Source organism: Microbacterium sp. NPDC058269 (genome assembly GCF_042881445.1).
Taxonomy (GTDB): domain Bacteria; phylum Actinomycetota; class Actinomycetes; order Actinomycetales; family Microbacteriaceae; genus Microbacterium.
Genome location: NZ_JBHVXT010000001.1, coordinates 802,900 through 826,559 on the forward strand (window position 1 = coordinate 802,900; position 23,660 = coordinate 826,559).

At 69.5% G+C, this 23,660-nt stretch carries 23 protein-coding genes; 8 read left to right on the forward strand and 15 right to left on the reverse strand.

Annotation, left to right across the window (positions count from 1 at the left end):
- Positions 1 to 113 precede the first annotated feature (113 nt).
- From ACFVWL_RS04000 to ACFVWL_RS04020, 5 genes are all read right to left on the reverse strand, one after another.
- Positions 114 to 1,697, reverse strand: a complete 1,584-nt coding sequence (locus ACFVWL_RS04000) for a dipeptide ABC transporter ATP-binding protein (protein WP_387178786.1) — start codon at positions 1,695 to 1,697, stop codon at positions 114 to 116.
- Entirely contained in the window at positions 1,694 to 2,560 is an 867-nt protein-coding gene (locus ACFVWL_RS04005) for an ABC transporter permease (RefSeq protein ID WP_387178788.1), read from the reverse strand. The genes ACFVWL_RS04000 and ACFVWL_RS04005 overlap by 4 nt, the downstream gene beginning before the upstream one ends.
- Complete coding sequence (locus tag ACFVWL_RS04010) at positions 2,557 to 3,513, reverse strand: ABC transporter permease (protein WP_387178790.1); 957 nt, start codon at positions 3,511 to 3,513, stop codon at positions 2,557 to 2,559. Before ACFVWL_RS04010 ends, ACFVWL_RS04005 begins: the two co-directional genes overlap by 4 nt.
- A gap of 85 nt (positions 3,514 to 3,598) precedes the next feature.
- Entirely contained in the window at positions 3,599 to 5,257 is a 1,659-nt protein-coding gene (locus ACFVWL_RS04015) for an ABC transporter substrate-binding protein (protein ID WP_387178793.1), read from the reverse strand.
- Entirely contained in the window at positions 5,257 to 6,978 is a 1,722-nt protein-coding gene (locus ACFVWL_RS04020; protein ID WP_387178796.1) for an amidohydrolase, read from the reverse strand. The genes ACFVWL_RS04015 and ACFVWL_RS04020 overlap by 1 nt, the downstream gene beginning before the upstream one ends.
- 169 nt (positions 6,979 to 7,147) lie before the next feature.
- Between ACFVWL_RS04020 and ACFVWL_RS04025 the strand changes: the two genes are divergently transcribed.
- The 4 genes from ACFVWL_RS04025 (at position 7,148) to ACFVWL_RS04040 (ending at position 10,145) form a co-directional block, all read left to right on the forward strand.
- Positions 7,148 to 7,825: a TetR/AcrR family transcriptional regulator gene (locus ACFVWL_RS04025; protein ID WP_387178799.1), complete on the forward strand. Its 678-nt coding sequence runs from the start codon at positions 7,148 to 7,150 to the stop codon at positions 7,823 to 7,825.
- An 84-nt stretch (positions 7,826 to 7,909) separates the two neighbouring features.
- Complete coding sequence (locus ACFVWL_RS04030) at positions 7,910 to 9,199, forward strand: flavin-dependent oxidoreductase (RefSeq protein ID WP_387178802.1); 1,290 nt, start codon at positions 7,910 to 7,912, stop codon at positions 9,197 to 9,199.
- A complete protein-coding gene (locus ACFVWL_RS04035) occupies positions 9,196 to 9,672 on the forward strand; it encodes a MarR family winged helix-turn-helix transcriptional regulator (RefSeq protein ID WP_387178805.1) in 477 nt (158 codons plus the stop codon). Before ACFVWL_RS04030 ends, ACFVWL_RS04035 begins: the two co-directional genes overlap by 4 nt.
- Positions 9,669 to 10,145 carry a DUF3237 domain-containing protein gene (locus ACFVWL_RS04040; protein ID WP_387178808.1) on the forward strand — a complete coding sequence of 159 codons (477 nt, stop codon included), beginning with the start codon at positions 9,669 to 9,671 and terminating at the stop codon, positions 10,143 to 10,145. Before ACFVWL_RS04035 ends, ACFVWL_RS04040 begins: the two co-directional genes overlap by 4 nt.
- Before the next feature lie 66 nt (positions 10,146 to 10,211).
- Here the strand turns inward: ACFVWL_RS04040 and ACFVWL_RS04045 are convergent, their stop codons facing one another.
- From ACFVWL_RS04045 to ACFVWL_RS04055, 3 genes are read right to left on the reverse strand one after another with little or no spacing between them, the layout of a single operon-like run.
- The gene (locus ACFVWL_RS04045) at positions 10,212 to 10,961 is read right to left on the reverse strand and encodes a phosphatase PAP2 family protein (RefSeq protein WP_387178811.1); all 750 of its coding nucleotides are present in this window, start codon (positions 10,959 to 10,961) and stop codon (positions 10,212 to 10,214) included.
- The gene (locus ACFVWL_RS04050; RefSeq protein ID WP_387178814.1) at positions 10,958 to 12,469 is read right to left on the reverse strand and encodes a carboxylesterase/lipase family protein; all 1,512 of its coding nucleotides are present in this window, start codon (positions 12,467 to 12,469) and stop codon (positions 10,958 to 10,960) included. The genes ACFVWL_RS04045 and ACFVWL_RS04050 overlap by 4 nt, the downstream gene beginning before the upstream one ends.
- A gap of 29 nt (positions 12,470 to 12,498) precedes the next feature.
- Positions 12,499 to 13,806, reverse strand: coding sequence for an MFS transporter (locus tag ACFVWL_RS04055; protein WP_387178816.1), 1,308 nt, complete (start codon positions 13,804 to 13,806; stop codon positions 12,499 to 12,501).
- A 159-nt stretch (positions 13,807 to 13,965) separates the two neighbouring features.
- Between ACFVWL_RS04055 and ACFVWL_RS04060 the strand changes: the two genes are divergently transcribed.
- Complete coding sequence (locus ACFVWL_RS04060) at positions 13,966 to 14,535, forward strand: TetR/AcrR family transcriptional regulator (RefSeq protein WP_387178819.1); 570 nt, start codon at positions 13,966 to 13,968, stop codon at positions 14,533 to 14,535.
- A 22-nt stretch (positions 14,536 to 14,557) separates the two neighbouring features.
- Here ACFVWL_RS04060 and ACFVWL_RS04065 read toward each other — a convergent pair whose 3' ends face one another.
- The 5 genes from ACFVWL_RS04065 to ACFVWL_RS04085 form a co-directional block, all read right to left on the reverse strand.
- Entirely contained in the window at positions 14,558 to 15,604 is a 1,047-nt protein-coding gene (locus tag ACFVWL_RS04065; RefSeq protein WP_387178822.1) for a DNA-methyltransferase, read from the reverse strand.
- Entirely contained in the window at positions 15,583 to 16,632 is a 1,050-nt protein-coding gene (locus tag ACFVWL_RS04070; protein WP_387178825.1) for a biotin/lipoate A/B protein ligase family protein, read from the reverse strand. The genes ACFVWL_RS04065 and ACFVWL_RS04070 overlap by 22 nt, the downstream gene beginning before the upstream one ends.
- Before the next feature lie 37 nt (positions 16,633 to 16,669).
- The gene (locus ACFVWL_RS04075) at positions 16,670 to 17,407 is read right to left on the reverse strand and encodes a DUF1684 domain-containing protein (RefSeq protein ID WP_387178828.1); all 738 of its coding nucleotides are present in this window, start codon (positions 17,405 to 17,407) and stop codon (positions 16,670 to 16,672) included.
- Between the two features lie 167 nt (positions 17,408 to 17,574).
- Positions 17,575 to 18,426 (reverse strand): alpha/beta fold hydrolase, encoded by an 852-nt coding sequence (locus tag ACFVWL_RS04080; protein WP_387180909.1) that lies wholly within the window; start codon positions 18,424 to 18,426, stop codon positions 17,575 to 17,577.
- Positions 18,427 to 18,461: 35 nt separating this feature from the next.
- Positions 18,462 to 19,199 carry a copper homeostasis protein CutC gene (locus ACFVWL_RS04085; protein ID WP_387178831.1) on the reverse strand — a complete coding sequence of 246 codons (738 nt, stop codon included), beginning with the start codon at positions 19,197 to 19,199 and terminating at the stop codon, positions 18,462 to 18,464.
- 59 nt (positions 19,200 to 19,258) lie between these two features.
- Between ACFVWL_RS04085 and ACFVWL_RS04090 the strand changes: the two genes are divergently transcribed.
- The 3 genes from ACFVWL_RS04090 to ACFVWL_RS04100 all read left to right on the forward strand — a co-directional run bounded on the left by ACFVWL_RS04090 (position 19,259) and on the right by ACFVWL_RS04100 (position 21,416).
- Entirely contained in the window at positions 19,259 to 19,699 is a 441-nt protein-coding gene (locus ACFVWL_RS04090; protein WP_387178834.1) for a MarR family winged helix-turn-helix transcriptional regulator, read from the forward strand.
- Positions 19,700 to 19,704: 5 nt separating this feature from the next.
- Entirely contained in the window at positions 19,705 to 21,066 is a 1,362-nt protein-coding gene (locus ACFVWL_RS04095) for an MFS transporter (protein ID WP_387180913.1), read from the forward strand.
- Positions 21,067 to 21,128: 62 nt separating this feature from the next.
- Positions 21,129 to 21,416: a hypothetical protein gene (locus ACFVWL_RS04100; RefSeq protein WP_387178837.1), complete on the forward strand. Its 288-nt coding sequence runs from the start codon at positions 21,129 to 21,131 to the stop codon at positions 21,414 to 21,416.
- A gap of 121 nt (positions 21,417 to 21,537) precedes the next feature.
- Here the strand turns inward: ACFVWL_RS04100 and rocD are convergent, their stop codons facing one another.
- Positions 21,538 to 22,755, reverse strand: a complete 1,218-nt coding sequence (rocD, locus tag ACFVWL_RS04105; RefSeq protein ID WP_387178839.1) for an ornithine--oxo-acid transaminase — start codon at positions 22,753 to 22,755, stop codon at positions 21,538 to 21,540.
- Positions 22,752 to 23,630, reverse strand: coding sequence for a dimethylargininase (gene ddaH, locus ACFVWL_RS04110; protein WP_387178841.1), 879 nt, complete (start codon positions 23,628 to 23,630; stop codon positions 22,752 to 22,754). Before ddaH ends, rocD begins: the two co-directional genes overlap by 4 nt.
- Positions 23,631 to 23,660: the final 30 nt, after the last annotated feature.

Here is a 23,660-nt window from a genome sequence, read left to right on the forward strand (position 1 = left end):
ATATTTCTATTTTTTTTGGTTTTTTTTTTTTTAAATTATCTCCCCCTTTGCCCCCCCCCCTCCCCCCCCCCCGCCCGGGCTCCCCCCCCCCCCCCCCGCGATTCGAACAGCCCTCAGGTGATCGGAACCGGCACCGAGTCGATCAGCAGTCGCGTGTACGCGTGCTGCGGGTCGCCCAGCAGCTGCTCGGTCGGACCGGCCTCGACGATCTCGCCACGGCGCATCACGATCGTCTCGGCGCAGACCTTGCGCACCACCGCGAGGTCGTGGCTGATGAAGAGCAGCGTCAGCCCCTGCTCGCGGCGGATCCGGGCGACGAGGTCGAGCACCTGCGCCTGCACCGAGACGTCGAGCGCACTGGTCGCCTCGTCCATCACGAGCAGCTCCGGCTCCACGGCGAGTGCACGGGCGATCGCGACGCGCTGACGCTGACCGCCCGACAGCGTGCGGGGTCGGGCGGCGAGATGCTCCTCCCCCAACCCGACGGCCGTGATCAGCTCGAGCGCCCTGGCCGCGGCATCCGCACCGGTCCGCCCGGTGTGCAGCTTCAACACGTCTTCGATCGCTCTCCCCGCCGGGATCCGGGGATCCAGCGACAGATACGGATCCTGGAACACCATCTGCACGCTCTTCGCGCGCTCGAGACGCTCCGCACGCGACCGCGGGATGCCCGACATCGAGCGTCCGCCGATGCGGATCTCCCCGGCGTCAGGCTCCTCGAGCCCGACGATCATCCGCGCGAGCGTCGACTTGCCCGACCCCGACTCGCCCACCACGGCCAGCGACCCGCCACGGACGATCACGAGATCGGCATCGGCGACGGCCGCGACCGGATCCTTCCCTCGGCGACGATACGTCTTGCCGACTCCGGCCACCACGAGCTGCGGTTCGGAACCGGATGCCGCGGTCGGCGGCGTGATCGACCCCGAGATGCGCGGAGTCGCGGCGACCAGACGACGCGTGTATTCGGCGGCAGGGGCCGTGAGCACCTCCCGCGCCGTGCCCTCCTCGACGATCGCGCCGTCCTTCATGACCACGAGCCGGTCGCACAGCGAGCCCGCGAGATTCAGGTCGTGGGTGATGAACAGCATCCCCATCCCGCTCTGCGCGCACAGGTCCCGCAGCACCTGCACGATCTCGGCCTGGGTCGTGACGTCGAGCGCGGTGGTCGGTTCGTCGCACACCAGCAGGCTCGGCGACGCGCTCAACGCACCCGCGATCATCACACGCTGCAGCATGCCGCCGGACAGCTCGTGCGGATGCTGCGACAGATGGTCCTCCGGCGCGGGCAGCCGTACAGCCGTGAGCAGCTCGACGGCCCGAGCATGGGCGGCATCCTTCGCCCACCCCTCGCACAGTCGCAGCGCCTCCGTCACGTGGTCGCCGATCGTGCGCATGGGGTTGATGCCGGCCCGCGGATCCTGGAACACCATCGCCGCCTCGTGCCGACGGATCTCCTGCCGACCGGCGGCATCCGCGAGCGGCGAGCGCCCGTTCACCTCGACCGAGCCGCCCGTGATCGCCCCGTCGGGCAGCAACCCGAGCACCGAACGCGCCGTGAGCGATTTGCCCGAGCCGGACTCGCCGACCAAACCGACGGTCTCCCCCGGCGCGACCTGCAACGAGATGCCGTGCAGCAGCCGTATGCCGTTCGGGAGATCGAGCGTCAGGTCCTGGATGTCGAGAAGAGTGTTCATGCGGGGATCCCTCCGCCGATCCGATCGGAGAGTTCCTCACCGATGATGTTCACGCACACGACGACGATCACGACGGCGACGGCCGGGGCGATCGCCGGGAGGAACTGTCCGGCCGCCACCCCCGACTGCGCCTCGTTGATCATCGCGCCCCAGTCCGCGGTGGGTGCCTGCACGCCGAGGCCGAGGAACGACAGGCCCGCCAGCTCGGCGAGCACGTAGCCGAAGTTCAGGGTGGACTGGGCGCCGACGATCGGGGTCACGTTCGGCAGCACGCGGCGCAGGGCGATCCAGCCGCCGCCGAACCCCTGCACCCGATAGGCCGAGACATACGGGCGGGTGCGCTCCGCGGCGACCAGCGAGCGGGTGAGCCGAGCGACGAAGGGGGCGTAGGCGATGCTCATCGCGATGATCGGCGCGACGAGCCCCTTGCCGAACAGGGCGACCGCCATGATCGCGATCAGCAGCGAGGGGAATGCGAACAGCACGTCGAAGACCCGGCTGAGCGCGGCGTCGATCCATCCACCGCGCCATCCTGCCCACAGACCGAGAAGGATGCCGATGACCGTGGAGAAGACGACCACGAGAAGCGGGCCGATGAGTGCCGTGCGCCCGCCGTAGATCAAACGGCTGAGCAGGTCGCGGCCGAGGGAGTCGGTGCCGAGCCAGTGGGCGGCGGAGGGCGGTGCCAGGAACGCGGTGAAATCCACCGCATCCGGGTCGTAGGGTGCGATGAACGGCGCGAAGATCGCGGCGAGCACGACGATGGCGAACACGACGATGCTGGCGAGGTACAGGAAGCGCGGACGCTTCCTGCGGGGCGCACGCAGCACCCGCATCGCGAGGGTGGGGGTCGAGGAGGTCATCGGGCACCAGCTCCGGCAGCGGATCGCGGATCGATCCAGGGTTCGAGGATGTCGACGATGGCGTTCATCACGACGAAAGCGCACACGACGAGGAGGACGATGGCCTGCACGACCGGGAAGTCGAGCCGGTCCACGGACTGCACGAGAAGCGAGCCGATTCCGGACAGTCCGAACGCGGCCTCGACGATCGAGCTCGCCACGATGAGCCCTGCCACGAGCACGCCGCTGACGGTCAGGATCGGGCCGAGCGCGTTGCGCAGCACATGGCGGCGCACGACCACCGAGCGGCGCACGCCACGGCTCGTCGACACCTCGACGTGCTCACGACTCAGCTGATCGACCATCGCCGAGCGCGTCACCTTGCCGACGAGCACGATGAACACCAGCGCCAGCGCTATCGACGGCAGGGTCAGGTGATAGACCATGTCGAAGAAGCCCTCGCCCGCCCCGAAAGAGGGGAACCAGCCGAGCTGCACCGAGAACAGGGCGATGAGCACGATCGCTCCCACGAACGACGGGATCGCGCCGAGCACCGTGAGCCCGATCAGCACGAACCGGTCGAGGGCCCTGCCACGGTTCAGCGCGGCGACCGCACCGAGCACGACACCGGCGACGAGCACGATCGCACCCGACATCGTCACGAGCATCAGGGTCACGGGGAGACGGTCGCCGATCACCTCTGTGACGTCCTGCCGGTACTGCAGCGACCGGCCGAGGTCGCCCTGCAGGAGACCCAGGACCCACCGGAGGTACTGCTCCCACGGTGGCAGATCGAGCCCGTACTGCGCGGTGACCTGCGCCACCGATTCCGGACTGGGCTTGCGCCCGCGGAGCAGGAAGCTGACGGGGTCTCCCGGCACCAGGAAGCGCGAGAAGAAGACGAGCAGCGACGCCAGGAACAGCGTCAGCAGCAGTCCGCCGAGCTTTCCGGCGACGCGACGTGCGGCTGTCATCGGGTGGTCTCCTCCGGGGTCGAGGTCCGGGCGCAGCCGGGGTTCACGGATGCGGCGGCCGTTTCGGGGCGGCCGCCGCATCCGGTCAGCGGGCTCCGATCGTGGCGGCCCAGGGGTAGTACATGAAGGCGATCGACGGCTGCACCCCGGTGATGCGCTCACCCAGGTACAGCGAGATCGGCGCCTGGTAGAGCGGCAGCCACGGGAGTTCCTCATTCGCGATCTGCTGCGCCTTGGCGGTCAGCTCGCTCCGCGCGGCCGGGTCGTCGATCGTCACGGCCTCCTGCAGGATCGCGTCGAACTCCGGGTTCGACCAGCCGCCGTAGTTGCTGAAGTCGCCGGTCCGCAGCACCGAGTACATCTCGAGCGCATCCGGGCTCGACAGGTACCAGCTCGTGTAGAACAGGTCGACGCCTTCGCGGGCACTCGGATCGGAGAAGAGCGCGGTGTACGCGTTCGGGGTCACCGTCTCGACGTTCACCTTCAGACCGATCGACTGCGCCGCCGCGACGGTCGCCTGCGAGATGACGGAGAAGTCGTTGCTGATCGGCGCCGTGACATAGGTGAGCTCCGCGCCTTCGGCACCCGCCTCGGCGATGAGCTTCTTCGCCTCTTCCACATTGCGGTCATAGGACGTGATGTCGTCGAACGCGGCCGTGCGGGCAGCATCCGAGGCGTCCGTCCAGACCGACTCGGTGGTCAGCACGTCGGTGGTCTCACCCACCCCGCGGTAGGCGGCCTGGAGGATGCCGTCGCGGTCCAGCGCCAGCAGAAGTGCCTTGCGCACTCGGACGTCGCCGAGCGGACCCTCGAGGTCGCTCACGACGATGTCGCCGACCGCCGTGCTCATGCCGAACAGCACGTCGCCCTTGTCCGCGGCCTGCAGCGTGGGCACGGCCTCCATCGGCACCATCCACGATCCGTCGACGCTGCCCGACTTCAGGGCGTTGATGCGCGCGGTGGGGTCGGTCATGAAGACGAACTTCACCTCGCCGGAGCGGGCCATGAGATCCGCGTCCCAGTAGCCGTCGTAGCGCGCCATCGTGATCGACTCGCCGGAGTCCCATGACGTGAGCTGGAACGGGCCGGTGCAGTTCACCCCGCCTGTGGAGTTGCCGTAGTCGGCCCCCTTCTCGGCGAGGGTCGCTGCCGACTCGATGACGCCGGCCGACCCGCCCATACCCAGGTTGAACTGCGAGTCGGGTCCGGTCATTGTGACCGTCACCTGATGGTCTCCGGTCTGCTCGATGGACTTCACGTTCTGATACACCGAGAACCAGAACGAACCCACGGCGGGATCCAGGTGCCTGCTCATCGACGCGACCGCATCGGCTGCGGTGAGAGGTGTGCCGTCGTGGAACGTGACGCCCTCGCGGATCGTGTAGACCCAGGTGTCGGGCGTCGGGTGCTCGAATGATTCGGCCAGCCCCGGGCTGAGCGAGTAGTCCGGGTTCAACCGCAGCAGCGATTCGCACACGTTGGCGAGGATGGAGTTGTCGGCGTAGTCGAAGGCGTACGCGTAGTCCAGGGAGTAGGGCTCGGCGTAGGTGGCGAACGTGAAGGAGTCGATGTCGCCGCTCGGGGCCGCGGTCGTCTCGGTCAGCTTCCAGTCGACCGGTTCGTCGGAGCCGGTATCGGACGTACCGGCCGGGCTGCACGCGGCGAGCGCGGCGACGGCGAGCAGGCCGGCGAGCGCGGCGGCACCGCCTCGCCGGAGCGGTCGGGAGAGGAGCGTGCGGGTCATCAGGACTCCTTGCGGTGGCTGTCGGATGCAGCAGGTTCGAATGCAGAACGGTCGGATGCCGGATCGTCGGATGCCGAGTACACGAGGCGTCCTTCGATCCACGTCGACGCGACCCTGGCGGTGTGCAGTTCGGCGGCCGGGAGGCCGAACGGGTCCGGTGCGATCACGACGAGGTTCGCCAGATAGCCCTCACGGATGCTGCCGGTGTCGTCGTCGCGCCGGTTCACGAACGCGGAGCCGGAGGTGTAGGCGGCGAACGCGGTCTCGAGATCGAGCCGCTGGTGCGCGCCTCCGAGGGGCGGATGCGCGGAGCCCGGGTAGGCGCGGTTCACGGCGACATGGATGGCCGCCAGGGGGTCGGCCGTGGAGACGGGCCAGTCGCTGCCGGCCGCGAGGCGCACGTTCTCACGCGCGAAGTCGCCGAAGGGATACTGCCGATCGACCTGGCCGTCCTGCAGGAAGGGCAGGGTGAGATCGTCGAGCTGGTCCTCGTGGGTGGCCCACAGCGCCTGGATGTTGGCGATCGCGTCGAGCGGCGCGAATCGTGCCACGTCTTCCGCAGCGACGACCTGCAGATGGGCGAGGTGGTGCCGACCGTCGGTGTCGCCGTTGGCGTCGCGGGCGACCTGCAGCGCATCGAGCGCCTCGCGCACCGCCCGATCGCCGAGCGCGTGCATGTGCACCTGCTGCCCGGCCTCGTCGAGCGCTGTCACGTACGCGCGCAGCTTCTCCGGCTCGATGAAGCTGAGGCCGTGGTTGCACGTGTCGTGGCCGGTCTCGTCGCGGTACGGGGTGAGCATCGCCGCGGTCTGGTTCTCGGCGACGCCGTCGACCATGATCTTGGTGGTGCCGAGGTCGATGCGACGATCGGGGTGCTCGGCCGCGGCACGTGCGCGACGATCCGCCATCCGGGCGACCTGCTCGATCCCTCCATCGCGCGCCCACCACTGCGCTCCGACGACGTGCACGAGCAGTCGCCCATCGGCAGCCGCACGCTCGTAGGCGGGGAGCGGGTCGGCGATCCCTCCCGATTCCGCGGCGACCATCGCGTCCTGCCAGCCCGTGATGCCGAGGGCGATGAGCTCTTCCTGCGCGCGCAGGAGTCCCTGATAGGCGAGGTCGTCGGAGGTGGCGGGTCGCACGCCGGCGAACAGCTCACCGGCGCCCTCGTGGAAGGTCCCCGCGGGGAAGCCGTCGGCCTCCCGCACGATCCGACCGTCCTCCGGGTCCGGCGTCTCGGCGGTGATGCCGGCCCGCTCGATCGCCGCGGTGCTCGCCCAGGTGCTGTGGTGGTCGCGGCTCTGCAGCAGCACCGGGCGGCCGCCCGCAGCCTCATCGAGCACACCGCGGGGCGGGTTCCCCCCGGGAAAGCTGTCCATGCTCCAGCCGCCCCCGAGGATCCACTCCTCGTCGGGGTTCGCGTCGGCGTAGGCGCGGATGAGCGCGGACGTCTGCTCGGCGTTCTCCGCCTCGGTGAGGTTGCACTGCAGCAGTTCGATGCCGCCGCCGACCGCGTGGATGTGCGCGTCCTGGAAGCCCGGGCTGAGCAGGGCACCGGCGAGGTCGACCCGAGTGGCGTCGGCTGGCGCGTGCTCCGCGGCCTCCGATTCCGGGACGACGGCGGCGATCCGCCCGTCGCGGACGATCACGGCGTGGCCGAGGAGGGGGGTGCCGGTGCCGGTGAAGACGGCACCGCCGTGGAAGACGAACTCGGATGACATCGTTCTGCCTCTCTGCAGCATCGAAGGGGGAACTGCGATCACGCTAGCTCTCGACAACACCGGTGTCAACAGTGTTGACCACACTCGGGACACGAGTAGGTTGGGGACATCGCGTCACGCTCGGAATCCGATCGGACTGCGATGATGGACCAGACAGAAGGAGGCGGCGATGAGCGCGGTCACGAAGAAGGACCAGCCTCCCAAGCGCGCCCGGTTGGATCGAGACCTCATCGTCGAGGCCGGGCTCGAGCTCTCCGGCACCCCGGGCGTCACGACCATCTCGGTGCGCGACCTCGGCACCCGACTCGGCGCCGACCCGACGGCCATCTACCGCCACTTCCAGAGCAAGGACGCCCTGATGGGCGCCCTCCTGGACGAGCTCAACGGCCGCGCCGCGGGCTCGGTGCAGACCCCGCCGGAACTATGGGACGAACGCCTGCGCGAACTCTCGCTCGCGACGCTCGACCTCTTCACACGGCACCCCGCGATCGGCGCGGAGGCGATGACCCTCACGACGCATGGACCAGGCGAGCTCGCCGCCATCGAGCTGATGCTCGATGCGTTCCAGCGCTGCGGGCTCGACGGCGAGGAGCTGGTGCGGCACTACGCGCTGCTCGCCTCGCACGTGCTCTCGCTCGCCGCCGGCATCGCCCGAGCCCGGGCGGAGACCCCGGATGACCACGAAAGGGATTCCTGGCTCGACACCCCCCTGCTCGCCGATCCGCGCCGGTTCCCCCTCATCGCGCAGCACTCGCTGCTGCTCTCGGAGCTGCAGGACCGGGACCTCTTCCTGAGCGGCGTCGACCTCGTGATCGACTCCGCCAGACGCGCCGCCGCTCGCGATTGAGTCCTGGCCGACTCTTGCGCTGAACATAGTTTTGTGACAAAACTATGTTCACCGCTCAGGGCGAGCGGGGAGCAGGAGAGATCGATGAGGATCATCATCGTCGGCGCAGGAATCGGCGGGCTCGCCACGGCGATCAGCCTGCACGAGGCCGGATTGCACGACGTCACCGTGTTCGAACGCAGCAGCGCCATCCGTGGATTGGGCGTCGGCATCAACCTGCTCCCCCACGCGATGCGGGAGCTGACCGAACTCGGGGTCGCCGACAGCATCGGCGCGCTCGGCGTCATGCCCACGACACTCAGCTACTTCACCCGCCGCGGCAAGGAGATCTGGAGCGAGCCGCGCGGACTCGTCGCCGGCTACCACTGGCCGCAGCTCTCCGTACACCGGGGCCGTCTCCAGCTCGCCCTGCGCGACCTCGTCGAGGCCCGCCTGACCGAGCCGATCCGCCTCGGCCACCGCCTGATCGCCACGACCTCGAACCCCGACGGCACCGAGACCGCACGCTTCGCGACCGACGAGGGCGAGGTCGAGGTGACCGCCGACGTGATCATCGGCGCCGACGGCATCCACTCCGCCCTCCGAGCCCAGCAATACCCCGACGAGGGCGCACCGCCCTGGAGCGGCCTGACGCTGTGGCGCGGCATCACCCGCATTCCCACGTTCCTCGACGGCCGCACCATGATCATGGCCGGCGACGGCGAGCAGAAGTTCGTGGCCTACCCGCTGAGCGAGAGGGATGCCGCGGGCGACATGCTCGTGAACTTCATCGCCGAGCGCCGCGTCGGCGGCACCGGCGATGCGGACTGGAACCGCGCCGTCGACCCGGCACCGATCGCCGAGCTGTTCCGCGAGTGGAGCTTCGACTGGCTCGACATCCCTGCGGCGATCGCGCGCGCCGAGGAGATCCTCGAGTATCCGATGGTCGACCGCGATCCCCTCCCGCAGTGGACCCACGGGCGCACCACCCTGCTCGGCGACGCCGCGCACGCCATGTACCCGAACGGGTCGAACGGCGGCTCGCAGGCGATCCTCGACGCGCGCACCCTGGCGTTCCATCTCGCGGCCGCCGGCGACGAACCCGCCGGGATCGAGCAGGCGCTCGCGCGCTACGAGGATGCACGTCGCCCCGCGATGACCGCGTTGCTCTCCGGCACCAGGGCCACAGGTCCGGAGCGGGTGATGCAGCTCGCCCGGGAGCGCGCACCGGAGGGCTTCGACGACATCGAGAACGTGATCCCGCTGGCCGAGCGCAGGCAGATCGCGAACGACTACAAGGTCGCAGCCGGCTTCCTGCCCGAGCTGCTCAACGAGCGCCTCTCGCTCACCCCGCCCTCCGACCGCCGGCCGGTCCCGACGGAGGCACCGCGATGACCGTCTTCGATCCTGCCAGGCTCGCCGCCGTCATCTCGCCGCTGCGTCGCGCGCTGCTCGCCGCGACTCGCGCGGAGGCCGAGCTGCCCGAGCTCTCCGAGGCACAGATCGACGTGCTCCGCACCCTGCCCCGCGGCATGCTCCGTGGTCCGGCGGAGATCGCCGAGCAGTTGCGCCTGAGCCGGTCGACCGTGAGCAACCTGCTCGCCTCGATGGAGGGGGACGGACTGATCGAGCGTGACCCCGACCCGTCGGACGGACGCCGCGTCGTGGTGCGTGCCTCGGCGCGTGCACTGGATCTGTTCGACCGCTTCGACGCCGTGAACTCGGCCCTGGTCGCGCGAGTGACCCGTGAACTCGACGACGGGGATCGCCTCGCCCTCGCTGCTGCCCTCCCTGCACTCGAGCGTCTCTGCGTCGCTCTCACCGGACCCGCCGCCTCCGCCCCGCCGAACCCTCAGGACGCCCCGTGAACACCCTGCACGATATCCTGCCCCCTCCGACTCTCGAGGCCGCCTTCGACGTCTCCGTCGACCTCGGGAGGCTGGAAGACCACGGTCCGACCAGTGCCGGGCACCGCCGCGTGGTCCCGATCCTCGGCGGCCGCATCACCGGCACCGTCGAGGCCGAGATCCTTCCCGGCGGCGCCGACTGGCAGCTCGTCCGACCCGACGGCACGATCGAGATCGACGGCCGCTATTCGGCGCGCACCGCATCCGGCGACCTCCTGCTGCTGCACGCGAAGGGACTGCGCACCGGCTCGCCGGAGGTGCTGGAGAGACTGGGCCGCGGGGAAGACGTCGATCCCCGCTCGTACTGCTTCCGCACGACCGTGCAGGTCGAGACGGCTGCACCTGCGCTCGCCGATCTCCAGCGCAGCCTCTTCATCGCGGTCGCGCAGCGCCAGGCGAACGCGGTGCACTACCGCGCCCATCGCGTGGGCTGACGCCGGATGAGAAGAACGCCGGGAGTCCCTGAGAGCTCCCGGCGTCCTCGATATCGTGCCGAGACCTCAGGCCGCGGCATCCGCCTTCCGCAGGAACCACATGCGGCGCTCCTGATCGCGGCGCAGCCAGGGCAGGAACGCCCACCACAGCAGCACGGCCACCGCCGCACCGCCGATCAGTCCGGCGCACGTGTCGGTGAACCAGTGCGCGTTGATGAGCGTGCGCTGCCACACCATGCCGACGGCCAGGAGCACTCCGAGCACGATCCAGACGCGACGCACCCAGACCGCGGATGCCGGGATCAGCGCGAGCACCGTGATGATGAGCGCCGCCATGCTCACCGAATGCCCGGACGGGAACGAACCGTGGTCGACCTGCACGAGCGGGCCGAAGAGTCCGCCCGCCACGTCTTCGGCCGGACGCGGCCTGTCGACGAGGTTCTTCGTGAGCTGCGACAGGAGCCCAGGGCCTGAGAGCTGCACCGCGAGCACGAACAGCGCGGAACGCCACCGCCCGATCAGCACCAGTGCGAGCGGGAGCAGGATCATCATGAGCACCGCACCGGGCAGTTGGCCGAGGTGCTGGAACATCTGCGCCAGCGCGAACCCCGGCAGCGTCGATTCCGGCCCGACCCCGATGCCACCGCGCCACAGGTCGTCGAGCCCCTGCGTCCACGGCGACTCGGGGGCGACGACCACACCGACGGCGAGCGCGGCGAACACCGCGAGCAATCCGAGTGCGCTCCACAGCATCCATCGTGGGCGCGGCACCGCCGCCGGCCGGGTGGTGTCCCCGACGGCCACGGCCGTGGTCACGACGATGTTCCGAGCAGCGGACGCACCGAGGCGTAGGCGTCGGCGACGTCGCGCGTGGGCACGTCGTAGACCCGGGCGATGCCCTTCGCGCCCCGGTGCCGCGGCCACCCGGGGTCACCGCCGGCGATGAACGCGACAGCGGCTCCGTGCACCTCGTCGGCCAACTCCTGCGGCGGGTTCGGGCCGGCGAGCGGCTCCATCGCCGGGCCATCGAGGCAGTCGAAGAAGAACGGCACGTCGAGGCAGTGCTCGGCGAAGCCGAAGTGCCCCGATGGCCAGGAGAACCGGTACAGCCAGGTGGGGGCATCACCACGGTCGGCGACGATCTTCAGCAGCGCAGACCGGAACATCCGGTCCGTGAGCAGTCGACCGCCCACCCGCGCGTTGCCGAGCCCGGTGATGTCGGCGTTGGCGGCGAGATACTCCCGCCGCACGCTCTTCGGCAATCCGAGCTTGTTCAGCAGCAGCGACCGCGGCACCCATCGCAGCTTCTTCTCGGAGCCCGCGAACACCATCGTGAACTCGTCATCGGTCGCGCCGAGCACGAGCGGTTTGTCGGCGCCGACTCCTGCAGCGAGGGACTCCCGCGTGGGGCGCGCGAGCAGGTCGCCGTCGACGGCCGGCCCGAGCGGCAGACCGTCTTCGACCACGCTGCCGAGCGAATCGGGCCCGAGCTCGGTCGCCTTCTTCTGTAACTCGAGGATGCGATCCTCGGACAGCGGCGAGAACCCGGCGACGGTCGGCTCGACCCCCGCCGCGGCCGCGAGACCACGCCCGAACGCCTCGGCACGTGCCGGGGCGACATCGGCGAGCGCGCCGGAGATCGCGTACACACCCTGGAACAGATGCTGTGCCTTCTCCATGCCGAGCAGGGTCAGCACGGCACCCCCACCGGCGGACTGTCCGGCGATCGTCACGCGCGACGGATCCCCGCCGAAGTCGGCGATGTTCTGCTGCACCCATTCCAGGGCGAGCAGCCAGTCGCGCACACCGCGGTTCGAGGGCGCATCCTCGATCCAGCCGAAGCCGTCGAAGCCCAGGCGGTACGAGAGCGACACCGTCACGACGCCGTCGCGGTTGAAGTTGCGGCCGTCGTACCAGGGGCTCGCCGGAGAGCCGGCGAAGTATCCGCCGCCATGGATCCAGACGAGTACCGGGAGACCTGTCCCCTGCTCGGCACGGGTCGGGTCGGGGGTGAAGACGTTCACGTTGAGCGTGGAGTCGCCCTCGACGCTCGGCTCCGGGATGAGCGTCACCCCGGGGTCGCCGCGCTGCGCCGTGGCCGCGAACTCCAGCGCGTCGTGCACGCCCTCCCACGGCGCCTTCGGCACGGGCGCCTGGAACCGCAGCTCACCGATCGGCGCCTCCGCGAACGGGATGCCCAGGAACCCCGCCGACCGCGGATTCCCACGCCCTCCCGTGGTCGGACGCCAGCGGCCACGTACCCGTCCTGCGGCGGTGGCCACCTCGACGAAGTCGGCGGTCGTCTCGAAGTCGGTATCGGTCATCACAGCATTCTCCTGGTCGTTCCTGGTCATCAGCGCACTCCCTTGATCGGCGCGGTCGCGACGGCGGCGAGGATCACGAACACGATCGCGAAGACGAAGAGCATCGCGTAGCCGCCGAGGGCCGTGATGATGACACCGCCGATCGCAGGGCTCAGAGCCTGCGGCACGTTGGTCGCGACGTTGAGGATGCCGAGGTCCTTGCCCGCCGACACACCCTCGTTCGGCAGCACCTCGGTCATGAGAGCCGCATCCACCGACATGTAGAGGCCGAAGCCGACGCCGTTGATGATGCTCATCAGGATCATGCCGGTCATGTTCGGCTGCAGCAGCGGCATCGCGAGTCCGGCGACCATCACGACGGATGCGGCGTAGATGAAGACCTTGCGACGACCGACCTTGTCGCTCCACCAGCCCGAGAGCGCGATCGCGATCAACGTCGGGACGAACGCCACGAGCGTCAGGGTGACCACCGCACCCTGGGCTTCAGCGAGCGGCAGCCCGATGTAGTCGGTGAGCATGTACAGCTGGTAGGCGCTGACGACGAAGTAGCCGAGGATCAGCAGGAAGCGCGCGGCGAACGCCCACGCGAAGTCGGGGTGGCGACGCGGATCGATCCAGAAGCCCTTGAAGAAGGCGCTCCAGCGGAAGGCGTCGACCGCCGCGTGCTTCGACGACCAGTCCCGGTTCACGAGCGCGAACAGCAGCGCCGCCACGATCACGGCCCCGCCGAACACCGCGTAGCCGATGCCGAGCTGAGCGGCGAACGCCCCGGCCAGCATGATGCCCACCGTCATGCCCACCTGCGTGCCGAGTCCGATCATCGCGCTCGCCCCGCCGCGCTTCGAGCGCGGGAACCGGTCGGCGGTGATCGCGGTGAGGGGTGCCTGGAAGAAGTTCAGCGCCACCTGGATGATCACCCAGAACACCGTGATCCAGAGGATGTCGCTCAGCGACCCCATGCCGAACAGGAAGATGCCGCCGATGATCGCGCCGAGCACCATCCACGGCACCCGACGCCCGAAGCGCGAGCGCGTGCGGTCGCTCAGGGCTCCGACGATCGGCTGCGCGAACAGGGTGAACACGAACGAGATCGTGGTGACGATGCCGAGGTTGGCGACCTTGTTCGCCTCGTCGATCATCAGGATCTGGCTCGGCAGGAGGATCGCGATGAGTCCGCCGTACGTGGCGAACAGGGTGAGAGATGCGATCAGCAGGCTGGGCAGCAGCCGTCGATTCGCAGGCGGACTCGCTGCCGGCTCACCCGCCTCGGGCGGGACGGAGCGGATGGTGCCGGTCGGGGCGAGTTCGGCGGCGGGATCGAGCGGGGACACGGACATGTCGGCTCCTCGTTGAGCGGAATGTTGAGCGGAATCAGGTTAATACCAAACGCTGTTCGGTATTCATCCGACATGCTGACAGATTCCCTGCCACCCCGCAAGCCATTCACGAACGTTGTTTGGTTTTTGTGATCTCGTCGTGACGGTTACCCTGGAGCCATGGCGACACGAGGGGCGTATGCGAAGGGTGTCGCCAAGCGTGAGGAGATCCTCGAGGCCGCCCTCGCCGTCGTCGCCGAGCACGGATACCGCAAGGCGTCGGTCCGGGAGATCGCGGATGCCGCCGGACTCAGTCCCGCGGGCCTGCTGCACTACTTCGGCAGCAAGGAAGAGCTGTTCGTCGCGATCCTCCGCGCCAGGGACGACCGCGACGAGCAGGAGTACGCGGGCGAAGACGCTTCCACCGCCTTCCTCGCCGTGATGCGCCACAACGCCTCCGTGCCCGGGCTCGTGCAGCTCTACGCGCAGCTGGCCGCCGAGGCGGGAGACCCCTCGCACCCCGCGCACACCTACTTCCGCGAGCGCACCGAGCGGGTCGAGGCCTTCACCCGCGCCCAGGTCGCCGCAGACCAGAAGGCCGGCCGCCTCCGTGACGACCTCGATCCTGCATGGGTAGTACGCACGCTGCATGCCCTGGCTGATGGGCTCCAGGCGGCGTGGATGCTCGACCCCGCGCTCGACATGGCCGCAGAGATCGAGCAGTTCCTCGTGCTGCTGCGTCCGGCCTGACCGGCCCGGGCCACCTCTCGATTCAGTCGAGCGAGGTCGCCTCGGCGTGCGGCATCCGCGCCTTCATGATGCGGACCGCCTCAGGGTTGTCGTCCACGAGCACGGCGTCGCGCCCGAGCGCCGAGGCCACGGCCCCCGTCGTACCACTGCCCGCGAACAGGTCGAGCACCCGGTCGCCCGGGCGGCTCGAGGCCGTGACGATGCGGCGCAGGATGCCCTCGGGCTTCTGCGTCGGGTAGCCGGTCTTCTCCCGCCCGGTGGTCGGCACGATCGTGTGCCACCACACATCGGTGGGCAGCTTGCCGCGCGCGGCCTTCTCGGCGGTGACCAGCCCCGGCGCCATGTAGGGCTCGCGGTCGACCTCGTCGGAGTTGAAGACGTACTCCCGCGGATTCTTCACGTAGACCAGGATCGTGTCGTGCTTGGTGGGCCAGCGGCTGCGCGACTTGGCGCCGTAGTCATAGGCCCAGATCAGCTCGTTGAGGAAGCAGTCCCGCCCGAACACCGCGTCGAGCATGACCTTCGCGTAGTGCGCCTCCCGATAGTCGAGGTGCAGGTAGAGGGTGCCGTCATCGGCGAGCAGCCGCCAGGCCTCCTCGAGCCTCGGCATCAGGAAGGCGCCGTAGTCGTCGAAGCGATCGTCGTACGCACGCAGCATCCCGCGCACCCGCTCGTACGCGTGGCCGTGGAATCCGTGCCGCACCTCGGTCTCGGGCTCGGGGTCGGCCGCCGAGTGTTCAGAACTCAGGACGACCGGTGCCGCATCCCCCGTGTCGGAGGCCGGAGCGCCCGGATCCGGGACTTCCTCCTGAGTTGTGAACATCCGCCGAGCGGTGACCACCTGTCGCTCCTGCGTGCGGCCCGTGTTGAACGGCGGGTCGAGGTACACGAGCGTGAACGACCCGGAAGGCAGGGTCGCGGCGACGGCGAGGTTGTCGCCCTCGACGATCGTCACCGCACCGGGCACGACCGGAGCGATCGCAGGCGCGGCGCCCGGCTCGCCCTCAGGGTCGCCCTCCGCGGTGGAGAGGTCGGGGTCGGGGGCCGTCACGGCACCCGATGCAGCCACGCCTCGGTGGCGAACTTCGACTCGACGAGCGCCTCGGCGTCGGCGTACTCGTCGGCCGAGATCGATCCCGTCTCGGCGTCGGTCAGCGAGCGGAACGTGTCCTTGAAGCGCTCGATGATCTCGGCGCGCTCGAGCCCGGTCTGGCTGCGCAGCGGATCGACGCGCTTGGCGGCCGAGGCGGTGCCCTTGTCGCTCAGCTTCTCGCGTCCGATGCGCAGCACCTCGGTCATCATCTGCCCGTCGATGTCGTACGACAGGGTGGCGTGGTGCAGCACTCCCCCGTTGGCGAGGCGCTTCTGCGCAGCTCCGCCGATCTTGCCTGTTGGGCTCGCGATGTCGTTGAGCGGCTGGTAGACCGCGTCGATGCCGAGCGAGCGCAACGCCTGCAGCACCCAGTCGTCGAGGAAGGCGTAGGAGTCGGCGAAGGTCATCCCGGCCACGAGCGACGCCGGCACGTACAGCGAGTAGGTGATGATCTGCCCTGCTGCCATGAGCATCGCGCCGCCGCCGGAGATGCGGCGGACGACGTCGAATCCGTGCTTGGCCGCACCATCGGGATCGACCTCGTTGCGATACGACTGGAACGAGCCGATCACCACGGCCGACTGGTCCCACTCCCAGATGCGCAGGGTGGGTCGGCGACGGCCCTCGCCCACCCGGGAGGTGAGCACCTCGTCGAGGGCGAGGTTCATGCGCGGCGAGACGGCCTTCTCGTGCACGATCTCCCAGTCGAAGTCACGCCAGCCCGGAGCGGTCACGAGAGCGCGGCGCACTGCGGTGCCGACGGCCTCCGGCGTGAAGCCGAGCAGCTGCGCGCCCTCGGGCAGCGCCTCGCGGACGGCAGTCGCGATCGCCGTCGCATCGGACTCCACCGGCAGCCCGTTGACCGCGGCGTTGATGTCGTCCAGCGCCGAGTCGGGTTCGAGGAAGAAGTCTCCGGCGAGGCGGAAGCGGGAGATCCGATCGTCCTCGATCTCGAGGTCGACGACGACGAGCTTTCCACCTGGGACCTTGTATTCACCGTGCACGGTTCCAGCTTAGGCGCGAGGCCCCGGTTGCGGCGGGTCAGCCTCCGAGCACGACCACACGCTCCCCGGCGCGGATCGGCGTCGAGTACCGATTGCCGACGGGTGGGAGCGGGCACACGAACTGATCCGAGAACGCGCACGGCGGCAGGTACGCGCGGTTGAAGTCGACCACGGCCGTGCCGTCGTCGGCGGGTTCGTCGACCGGCAGGAACCGGAAGCGATAGGTCTCGAGCCCGTTCGTGCCGTCGGCGAACACCGCGCTCAGCGCTCCCTGGCCGCCCCTGGTCACGGTCAGCGTCTGCGGGGCCCCGGCCAGCTCGAACCGCAGTCGACCGGCGACGGGTGTCTCCCGCGCATCCCCGTCGACCGATGTGATCACGATCTGCTCGCCCGGCGTCTCCTCGAACACGGCCGGCAGCCGCCAGCGCTCGTCGGGGGCGTACGCGTCGATCGCCGTGAACCACTCCCGCTGCGGACGGGCCGGATTCAGCACACGAAGAGCGAGCGTGCCGTGGCGCTCGAACACACGCAGCTCACGACGCCCGAGACGGAGGCTCTCCCCGCCGCGCAGCGTGACGGTGGAGCCTGCCTGACCGAGCTCGCTGCCGCGGATGCCGCCGTCGCCGGTGAGTGCCCAGAGCCCCGGGATGCCGTCGACGGCCGCCGCCTCCGTGATGAGCCAGTTCGTCGACTCCAACGCCGACGGACCGTATTCCGAGCCCGCATAGCGCTCGCGTGACGCGTGCCAGTCCTGCCAGTCCTTCACGAAGCTCATCGGAGCGGTCCCTCCCCTGCGAGGGCGCCGCAGAACGGGGCACTCCTCACTCATGCGCGGAATATTGCCCCGAATCTACGGGGGCTCCGCGGCCGGCGAAGCGGTCGCGTCACACGCCTTCACCGCGCGTAACGCCGCGTCATAACAGCGTCATCCGGGAAGGAATCTCAGCGCGCGGGGATGTGCGTGTCGAGCCATGCCAGCACGTCGGCGCGCACCTCGTCCTGCTGCAGCTCCGCGAAGATCTCGTGGCGCGCGTCGGGGTAGACGAGCGTGGTGACGTCGGTGAGTCCGGAACGGCTGCGGTACTCGTCGGCGAGCTTGTGCACGCTGCGGGGTCCGCCCACCGGGTCGTCACGTCCGACCAGCAGCAGCATCGGGATGTCATGACCCAGGTCCTTGGCCGGACGACCGTAGAGCTTCGCCGCCTCGATCGGGCCGAAGAGCTTGAGCAGCGGAACGTCGGTGGTCAGCGGATCCTCGTCGAACGCGGTCCAGACGGCGGGGTCGCGGCTGAGCCACTCGAGCCCGGTCGCCCCCTCGCCTGCCCAGCGTGCGTTCAGGGGCGCGGCGTTGAGTGAACCCGGCATGCGCAGCGCCGAACCGGAGAGGATGACGGCATCCCACGCCTCCGGGTGGTCGTTGACGAGCATCTGCGCGAGGAACGAGCCCCACGAATGCCCGAGCAGCACGAGCGGAAGGTCGGGGTTCTCCTCGCGGATGATTCCCGTCAGCTGCCAGACGGCCTCTTCGGCGGCACGCAGCCCGCCCTTGCCCAGACGCCCGAGCTTCTCGGGGCCGCCGTGCTGGCGGATGCCGGTGCGGCCGTGCCCACGGTGGTCGTCGGCGTAGACGTGGAAACCGGCGGCGGTGAGCGCGGCGATCAGCGCGCCGTATCTTCCGGCGTGCTCGCCGACCCCGTGCAGCAGCTGCACCACGCCCCGGGGCGTCCCTTCCGCAGGATGGACGTCATAGACGATGTCGACACCATAGGCATCGGTGAACTCGCGGGTATCCATCACGGTGCGAGCCTACCCATCACGCGAGAGGGCGGCTACCGCGCGAGGGCATCGCGGATGGCGACGGCGATGTCGCGATCGGTGACCTCGTACCCGCCGACCCCGTCGGAGGCGGAGCCCATGCGCACGCCGCCTTCCTCGCTCACAGCGCGCTTCGCGGAGAAGTGGATCGCGTCCACGCCCGCCGCCGCGAGCACCGGGGCGCTGGCCACGTCGACCCCGCTGCCGGCCATGATCTCGATCTCGCCCTCGGCCGCGGCGACGAGCGCACGCAGCGTATCGATGCCGTCGATCGCGGCCGACGCTCCTCCCGAGGTGAGCACGCGACGCAGGCCCAGCTCGCGGGCGCTCTGCAGCGTCGCGACGGGGTCGGCGGTCACGTCGATCGCCCGGTGCAGCGTGGCGGGCGCTCCGCCGGCGGCGTCACGCAGACGCGCCATCGCGAACAGGTCGAGGCGGCCGTCGGCGTCGAGGGCGCCGATCACCACACCGGCGGCACCGGCGGCGATCGCGCGGCGCACGTCGAGTTCGGCGACCGCGAGCTCATCCTCGTCGTAGTGGAAGCCGCCGGCGCGAGGGCGGATCAGGACGTGCACCTCGGGGCCGTCTGCTCCTGCCGCCTCGACGGCGAGCTCGAGCGTCGCGGGCGACGGGGTGAGCCCACCGAGAGCGAGAGCCGTCGCGAGCTCGACGCGCGCGGCGCCGACCTCCTTGGCGATGCGCACTCCTGCGGGGTCCTGCACGGCGATTTCCAGGGCGAGCGTTCGGGTCACCTCTCCATTGTGCCCGCTGCCGAGACGGCATCCGGAAAATTAGATAGGCTTTCTAAGTAATGTCTGCGTCTGATGAATCACTCCACCTCACCGCCACAGACCTTCGCATGGCCACGTTCCGGCTGGCCCGCCGCCTCCGCTGCGCACGCGCCGCCGACTCGATGAGCGACGCGCAGCTGGCGGTGCTCGCCGACCTGCGAATGAACGGCCGCCGCACGGTCTCGACCCTCGCCGAGCGCGAGCGTGTGACCGCACCCTCGATGACCAGCACGATCAACGGCCTCGAAGAGCAGGGCTTCGTGGTGCGCACCCCGGACGAGGATGACCGCCGCCGCGTGCAGGTCGACATCACCACGGCCGGCGCCGAGATCGTCGTCGAGACCATCCGCCGCCGCGACGAGCTGCTGGCCGACATGCTGCGCGAGGTCGACTACACCGAGGCCGAGCTCACCACTCTTCGTGAAGCCAGCGCGCTGATGAGGCGGGTGGTCGAGCGATGAGCGCCATGTTCCGCTCCTTCGCGAACATCAACTACCGGATCTGGTTCGCGGGTGCCCTGATCTCCAATGTCGGCGGATGGATGCAGGCCACCGCTCAGGACTGGGTGGTGCTCACCGAGCTGACCGACAACGACGCCACCGCGATGGGCGTCACCATGGCCTTGCAGTTCGGGCCTCCGCTGGTGCTGGTGAGCCTGACCGGGTGGGTGGCCGACCGCTTCGACCGGCGGCACATCCTGTTCGCCACCCAGTCGGCGCTGCTGGCCCTGGCCATCGCGGTCGGCGTGCTGCTGCTCAACGACCTGATGACCCTGCCGATGATGTTCGGCTTCGCCCTCGGATTCGGTGTCGTGAACGCGTTCGACGCTCCAGCCCGACAGGCGTTCGTGTCGGACATGGTCTCCACCGGCGACACCTCCAACGCAGTGGCCCTCAACTCCGCGTCGTTCAACCTCGCCCGCATGGTCGGTCCTGCCGTCGGCGGCCTGCTGATCGTGGCGATCGGCTCGGGCTGGGTCTTCATCGTCAACGCCGCGACCTTCCTGGCGATGCTGCTCGCCCTGCTGCTGATGCGTCGCAGCCTGCTCGCTCCGCGCCTGAAGAACCGCAACCGCGGAGGACTCGCTGCCGGGTTCCGCTACGTGTGGGGGCGCAGCGACCTGCGCGTGGTGTTCGTGACGGTGTTCCTGATCGGCGCTTTCGGCATGAACTTCCCGATCTTCGCCTCGACCATGGCGCTGGAGTTCGGCGCGGGAGCAGACGGATACGGGGTGCTCAGCTCGGTCCTCGCGATCGGCTCGCTCATCGGTGCCCTGCTCGCGGCCCGACGCGATCGGGCCCGTGTGCGGGTGGTGATCCTCGCGGCCGGCGGATTCGGCATCGCCGCGTTCGTGTCGTCCGCCATGCCCACGTACGCCTCCTACGCCGTCACCCTGACCTTCACGGGCTTCATGATCGTGACGCTGCTCACGACCGCCAACGGCTACGTGCAGATCACGACCGATCCCACTCTGCGCGGGCGCGTGCTGGCCCTGTACATGGCGGTCATCATGGGCTCGACCCCGGTCGGCGCCCCCATCGCCGGATGGGTCGCCGACACTTTCGGACCGCGCGCCGCGATCATGCTCGGTGGCACGGCCGGCTTCGTCGCCTGCGCGATCGGCGTGATCTGGGTGGCGACCTCCGGACGGCTGCGGCGCGACGAGAACCGCCGCTTCCTGCTCACGCTCGACGAGACCCGCCCCCTGCGCGTGATCGAGGTCGACCCGATCGAGTTCAGCGACGAGGCAGCCGTGACCACCCCGATCCGCACCGCCCAGAAGACCGTCAAGAAACGCGATCCCGAGAAGTGCGATCCCGAGAAGTGACTCCTGTCGGGGTGTTTGTCAACGCCCTCCACGAGGTGAGCGGCCGGACGTAGCGTCGGTGCATGGACGAGAACACGGAACGCACCCCCCATCCGCAGGACCCGGCAGAGGGCGCGCCCCGCGTCGGCGTACCGGACGAGGACTCCGGTCAGGGCGACGGCACCGGCGGCGCGATCCAGGGCGACAGCTCACGCGGCGAATCCACCGGCGGCGCCATCCAGGGCGACGCGGGTCAGGGGCACCGCGCAGCGCTCGGCGGTGACGAGAACACCGAGGATCAGCTCGGTGCGGACAACGCCGCCGAAGAAGACACCCTCAAGACTCTCGACCCGGACTCCCCTCCGGCCTGAGCACGAACGAAGCTGATCACGCACGAGGGCAACGCCACCGCCAGCCGTCCATCCCCAGAGACGGTCCTCCCCTGCGGTGGCGTTGCCCGCGTCATGCGCGGCAGAGTCTCGCGAGTCGGGATCAGGCGCCCAGCACCAGTTTGAGCTGCTCCACCGCCCAGTCGAGCTCGGTCGCGCGGATCACCAACGGCGGCGCGATGCGCACCGTCTGTCCGTGCGTGTCCTTCACGAGCACGCCGCGTTCGAGCAGCTTCTCGGCGATCTGACGGCCTGTGCCCTTGGCGGGGTCGATGTCGACACCGGCCCAGAGCCCGGCGATGCGCACCGCGGTCACGCCGTGACCGATCAGCGGCTGCAACGCCTGCTCGAGGTGGGCGCCGAGTGCGCGTGCACGCTCCTGGAACTCACCGGTCTCCAGCATCTCGACCACGCGCAGACCCACGGCCGCCGCCAGCGGGTTTCCCCCGAAGGTCGAACCGTGCTCGCCCGGGCGGATGACACCGAGCACGTCGGTGTTCCCGACCACGGCAGAGACGGGAAGGATGCCGCCGCCGAGCGCCTTGCCCAGCAGGTACAGATCCGGGACCACGCCCTCGCGGTCGCACGCAAATGTCTCGCCCACTCGACCGAGACCCGCCTGGATCTCGTCGGCGATGAACAGCACGTTCTTCTCGTCGCAGATCTCGCGGATGCGGCGCAGGTACCCCTCGGGCGGGATCACCACGCCGGCCTCGCCCTGGATCGGCTCGACGAGCACGGCCGCCGTGTCGTCGGTGATGGCCGCGGCGATGGCATCCGCATCTCCGTACGGCACGACGTCGAAGCCGGGCGTGTACGGGCCGAAGTCATCGCGGGCCGTCTCGTCGTCGCTGAAACTGACGATCGTCGTCGTGCGGCCGTGGAAGTTGCCGGCCGCGACGATGATGCGGGCCTTGCCCTCGGCGATGCCCTTCACGCGGTAGCCCCAGGCACGGGCGACCTTGATGCCGGTCTCGACGGCCTCGGCGCCGGTGTTCATCGGCAGCACGAGGTCTTTGCCCGCGAGCTCGGCGAGTGCTGCGGCGAAGGGCTCGAGCCGGTCGCTCTGGAACGCACGGCTGACGAGTGTGACCCGTCCGAGCTGTTCGGTGAGCGCGGCGACGAGGGCCGGATGCCGGTGGCCGAAGTTCACGGCCGAGTAGGCCGCGAGCAGATCGAGGTAGCGCTTGCCCTCGACATCGGTCACCCACGCACCCTCCGCGCGGGCGATGTTCACCGGCAGCGGGTGGTAGTTGTGCGCGACGTGCGGCTCGGTTCCCGTCGGGGTCGCTGAGCTCGTGGTCTCGTCGACCGCGGTCACTTCGCACCCCGCAGCTCGAGCGTGCAGCACTTGATGCCGCCGCCGCCGAGCAGCAGCTCGGACAGGTCGACCATGATCGGGTTGTATCCGCGCTCGCGCAGCTGCTTCTCGAAGCCCTTGGCACGCGGCGAGATGACCACGTTGTAGCCGTCGCTGGCCGAGTTGAGGCCGAACACCGATCCGTCTTCGTCCGAGACCAGGATCGCGTCGGGGAAGCGCTCCTCGAGGATCGCCCGGCTGGCGTCGTCGAAGGCACCGGGGAGGTAGGCGATGTTCGCCCGTTCCGGGCCGCCGTTCTCGACACCCTGCACCGGGTCGAGCACGGCGATCGCGGTGTCGAGGTGGTAGAAGCGCGGGTCGACCAGGTTGAGCGACACGACCTCGCGGCCGAAGACCTCGCCGACCTCGCGGTGGCTGTCACCCGTGGAGCGGAAGCCGGTGCCGGCCAGGATCACGTCGCCGACGAGCAGGAAGTCGCCCTCGCCCTCGTTGACCTCCTTCGGCATCACGGTGTCGTAGCCCGCAGCGCGGAACCAGTCGGCGAAGGCCGGGGACTCGCCCTGACGCTCGACGAAGCGGAACTCGGGCACGTAGGCACGGCCGTCGATGAGGAATCCGCCGTTGGCCGTGTAGACCATGTCGGGGTAGCCGGCGAGCGGCTCGATGAGCTCGACCTCGTGACCCAGCTCGATGTACAGGTCGTGGAGCTTCTGCCACTGCGCGACCGCGTTGGCGGTGTCTGTGGGCTTCGTCGGCTCCATCCACGGGTTGATGGAGTAGTTGACGGTGAAGTGCTCCGGCTTGCACATGAGGTAGCGGCGGTGGTGCGCGGTGCGGGCGGGGGCGGTGGAGACGGCGGCTTCAGGCGTCGACATGGGTGCTCTCCTCGTAGGACGGGCGCGGCG

Coding starts and splice junctions, on each gene's coding strand:
- ACFVWL_RS04000 (WP_387178786.1), bottom strand. CDS start 1,697: ATGAACACTCTTCTCGACATCCAGGACCTGACGCTCGATCTCCCGAAC.
- ACFVWL_RS04005 (WP_387178788.1), bottom strand. CDS start 2,560: ATGACCTCCTCGACCCCCACCCTCGCGATGCGGGTGCTGCGTGCGCCC.
- ACFVWL_RS04010 (WP_387178790.1), bottom strand. CDS start 3,513: ATGACAGCCGCACGTCGCGTCGCCGGAAAGCTCGGCGGACTGCTGCTG.
- ACFVWL_RS04015 (WP_387178793.1), bottom strand. CDS start 5,257: ATGACCCGCACGCTCCTCTCCCGACCGCTCCGGCGAGGCGGTGCCGCC.
- ACFVWL_RS04020 (WP_387178796.1), bottom strand. CDS start 6,978: ATGTCATCCGAGTTCGTCTTCCACGGCGGTGCCGTCTTCACCGGCACC.
- ACFVWL_RS04025 (WP_387178799.1), top strand. CDS start 7,148: ATGAGCGCGGTCACGAAGAAGGACCAGCCTCCCAAGCGCGCCCGGTTG.
- ACFVWL_RS04030 (WP_387178802.1), top strand. CDS start 7,910: ATGAGGATCATCATCGTCGGCGCAGGAATCGGCGGGCTCGCCACGGCG.
- ACFVWL_RS04035 (WP_387178805.1), top strand. CDS start 9,196: ATGACCGTCTTCGATCCTGCCAGGCTCGCCGCCGTCATCTCGCCGCTG.
- ACFVWL_RS04050 (WP_387178814.1), bottom strand. CDS start 12,469: ATGACCGATACCGACTTCGAGACGACCGCCGACTTCGTCGAGGTGGCC.
- ACFVWL_RS04055 (WP_387178816.1), bottom strand. CDS start 13,806: ATGTCCGTGTCCCCGCTCGATCCCGCCGCCGAACTCGCCCCGACCGGC.
- ACFVWL_RS04060 (WP_387178819.1), top strand. CDS start 13,966: ATGGCGACACGAGGGGCGTATGCGAAGGGTGTCGCCAAGCGTGAGGAG.
- ACFVWL_RS04075 (WP_387178828.1), bottom strand. CDS start 17,407: ATGAGCTTCGTGAAGGACTGGCAGGACTGGCACGCGTCACGCGAGCGC.
- ACFVWL_RS04080 (WP_387180909.1), bottom strand. CDS start 18,426: ATGGATACCCGCGAGTTCACCGATGCCTATGGTGTCGACATCGTCTAT.
- ACFVWL_RS04090 (WP_387178834.1), top strand. CDS start 19,259: ATGTCTGCGTCTGATGAATCACTCCACCTCACCGCCACAGACCTTCGC.
- ACFVWL_RS04095 (WP_387180913.1), top strand. CDS start 19,705: ATGTTCCGCTCCTTCGCGAACATCAACTACCGGATCTGGTTCGCGGGT.
- ACFVWL_RS04100 (WP_387178837.1), top strand. CDS start 21,129: ATGGACGAGAACACGGAACGCACCCCCCATCCGCAGGACCCGGCAGAG.
- ddaH (WP_387178841.1), bottom strand. CDS start 23,630: ATGTCGACGCCTGAAGCCGCCGTCTCCACCGCCCCCGCCCGCACCGCG.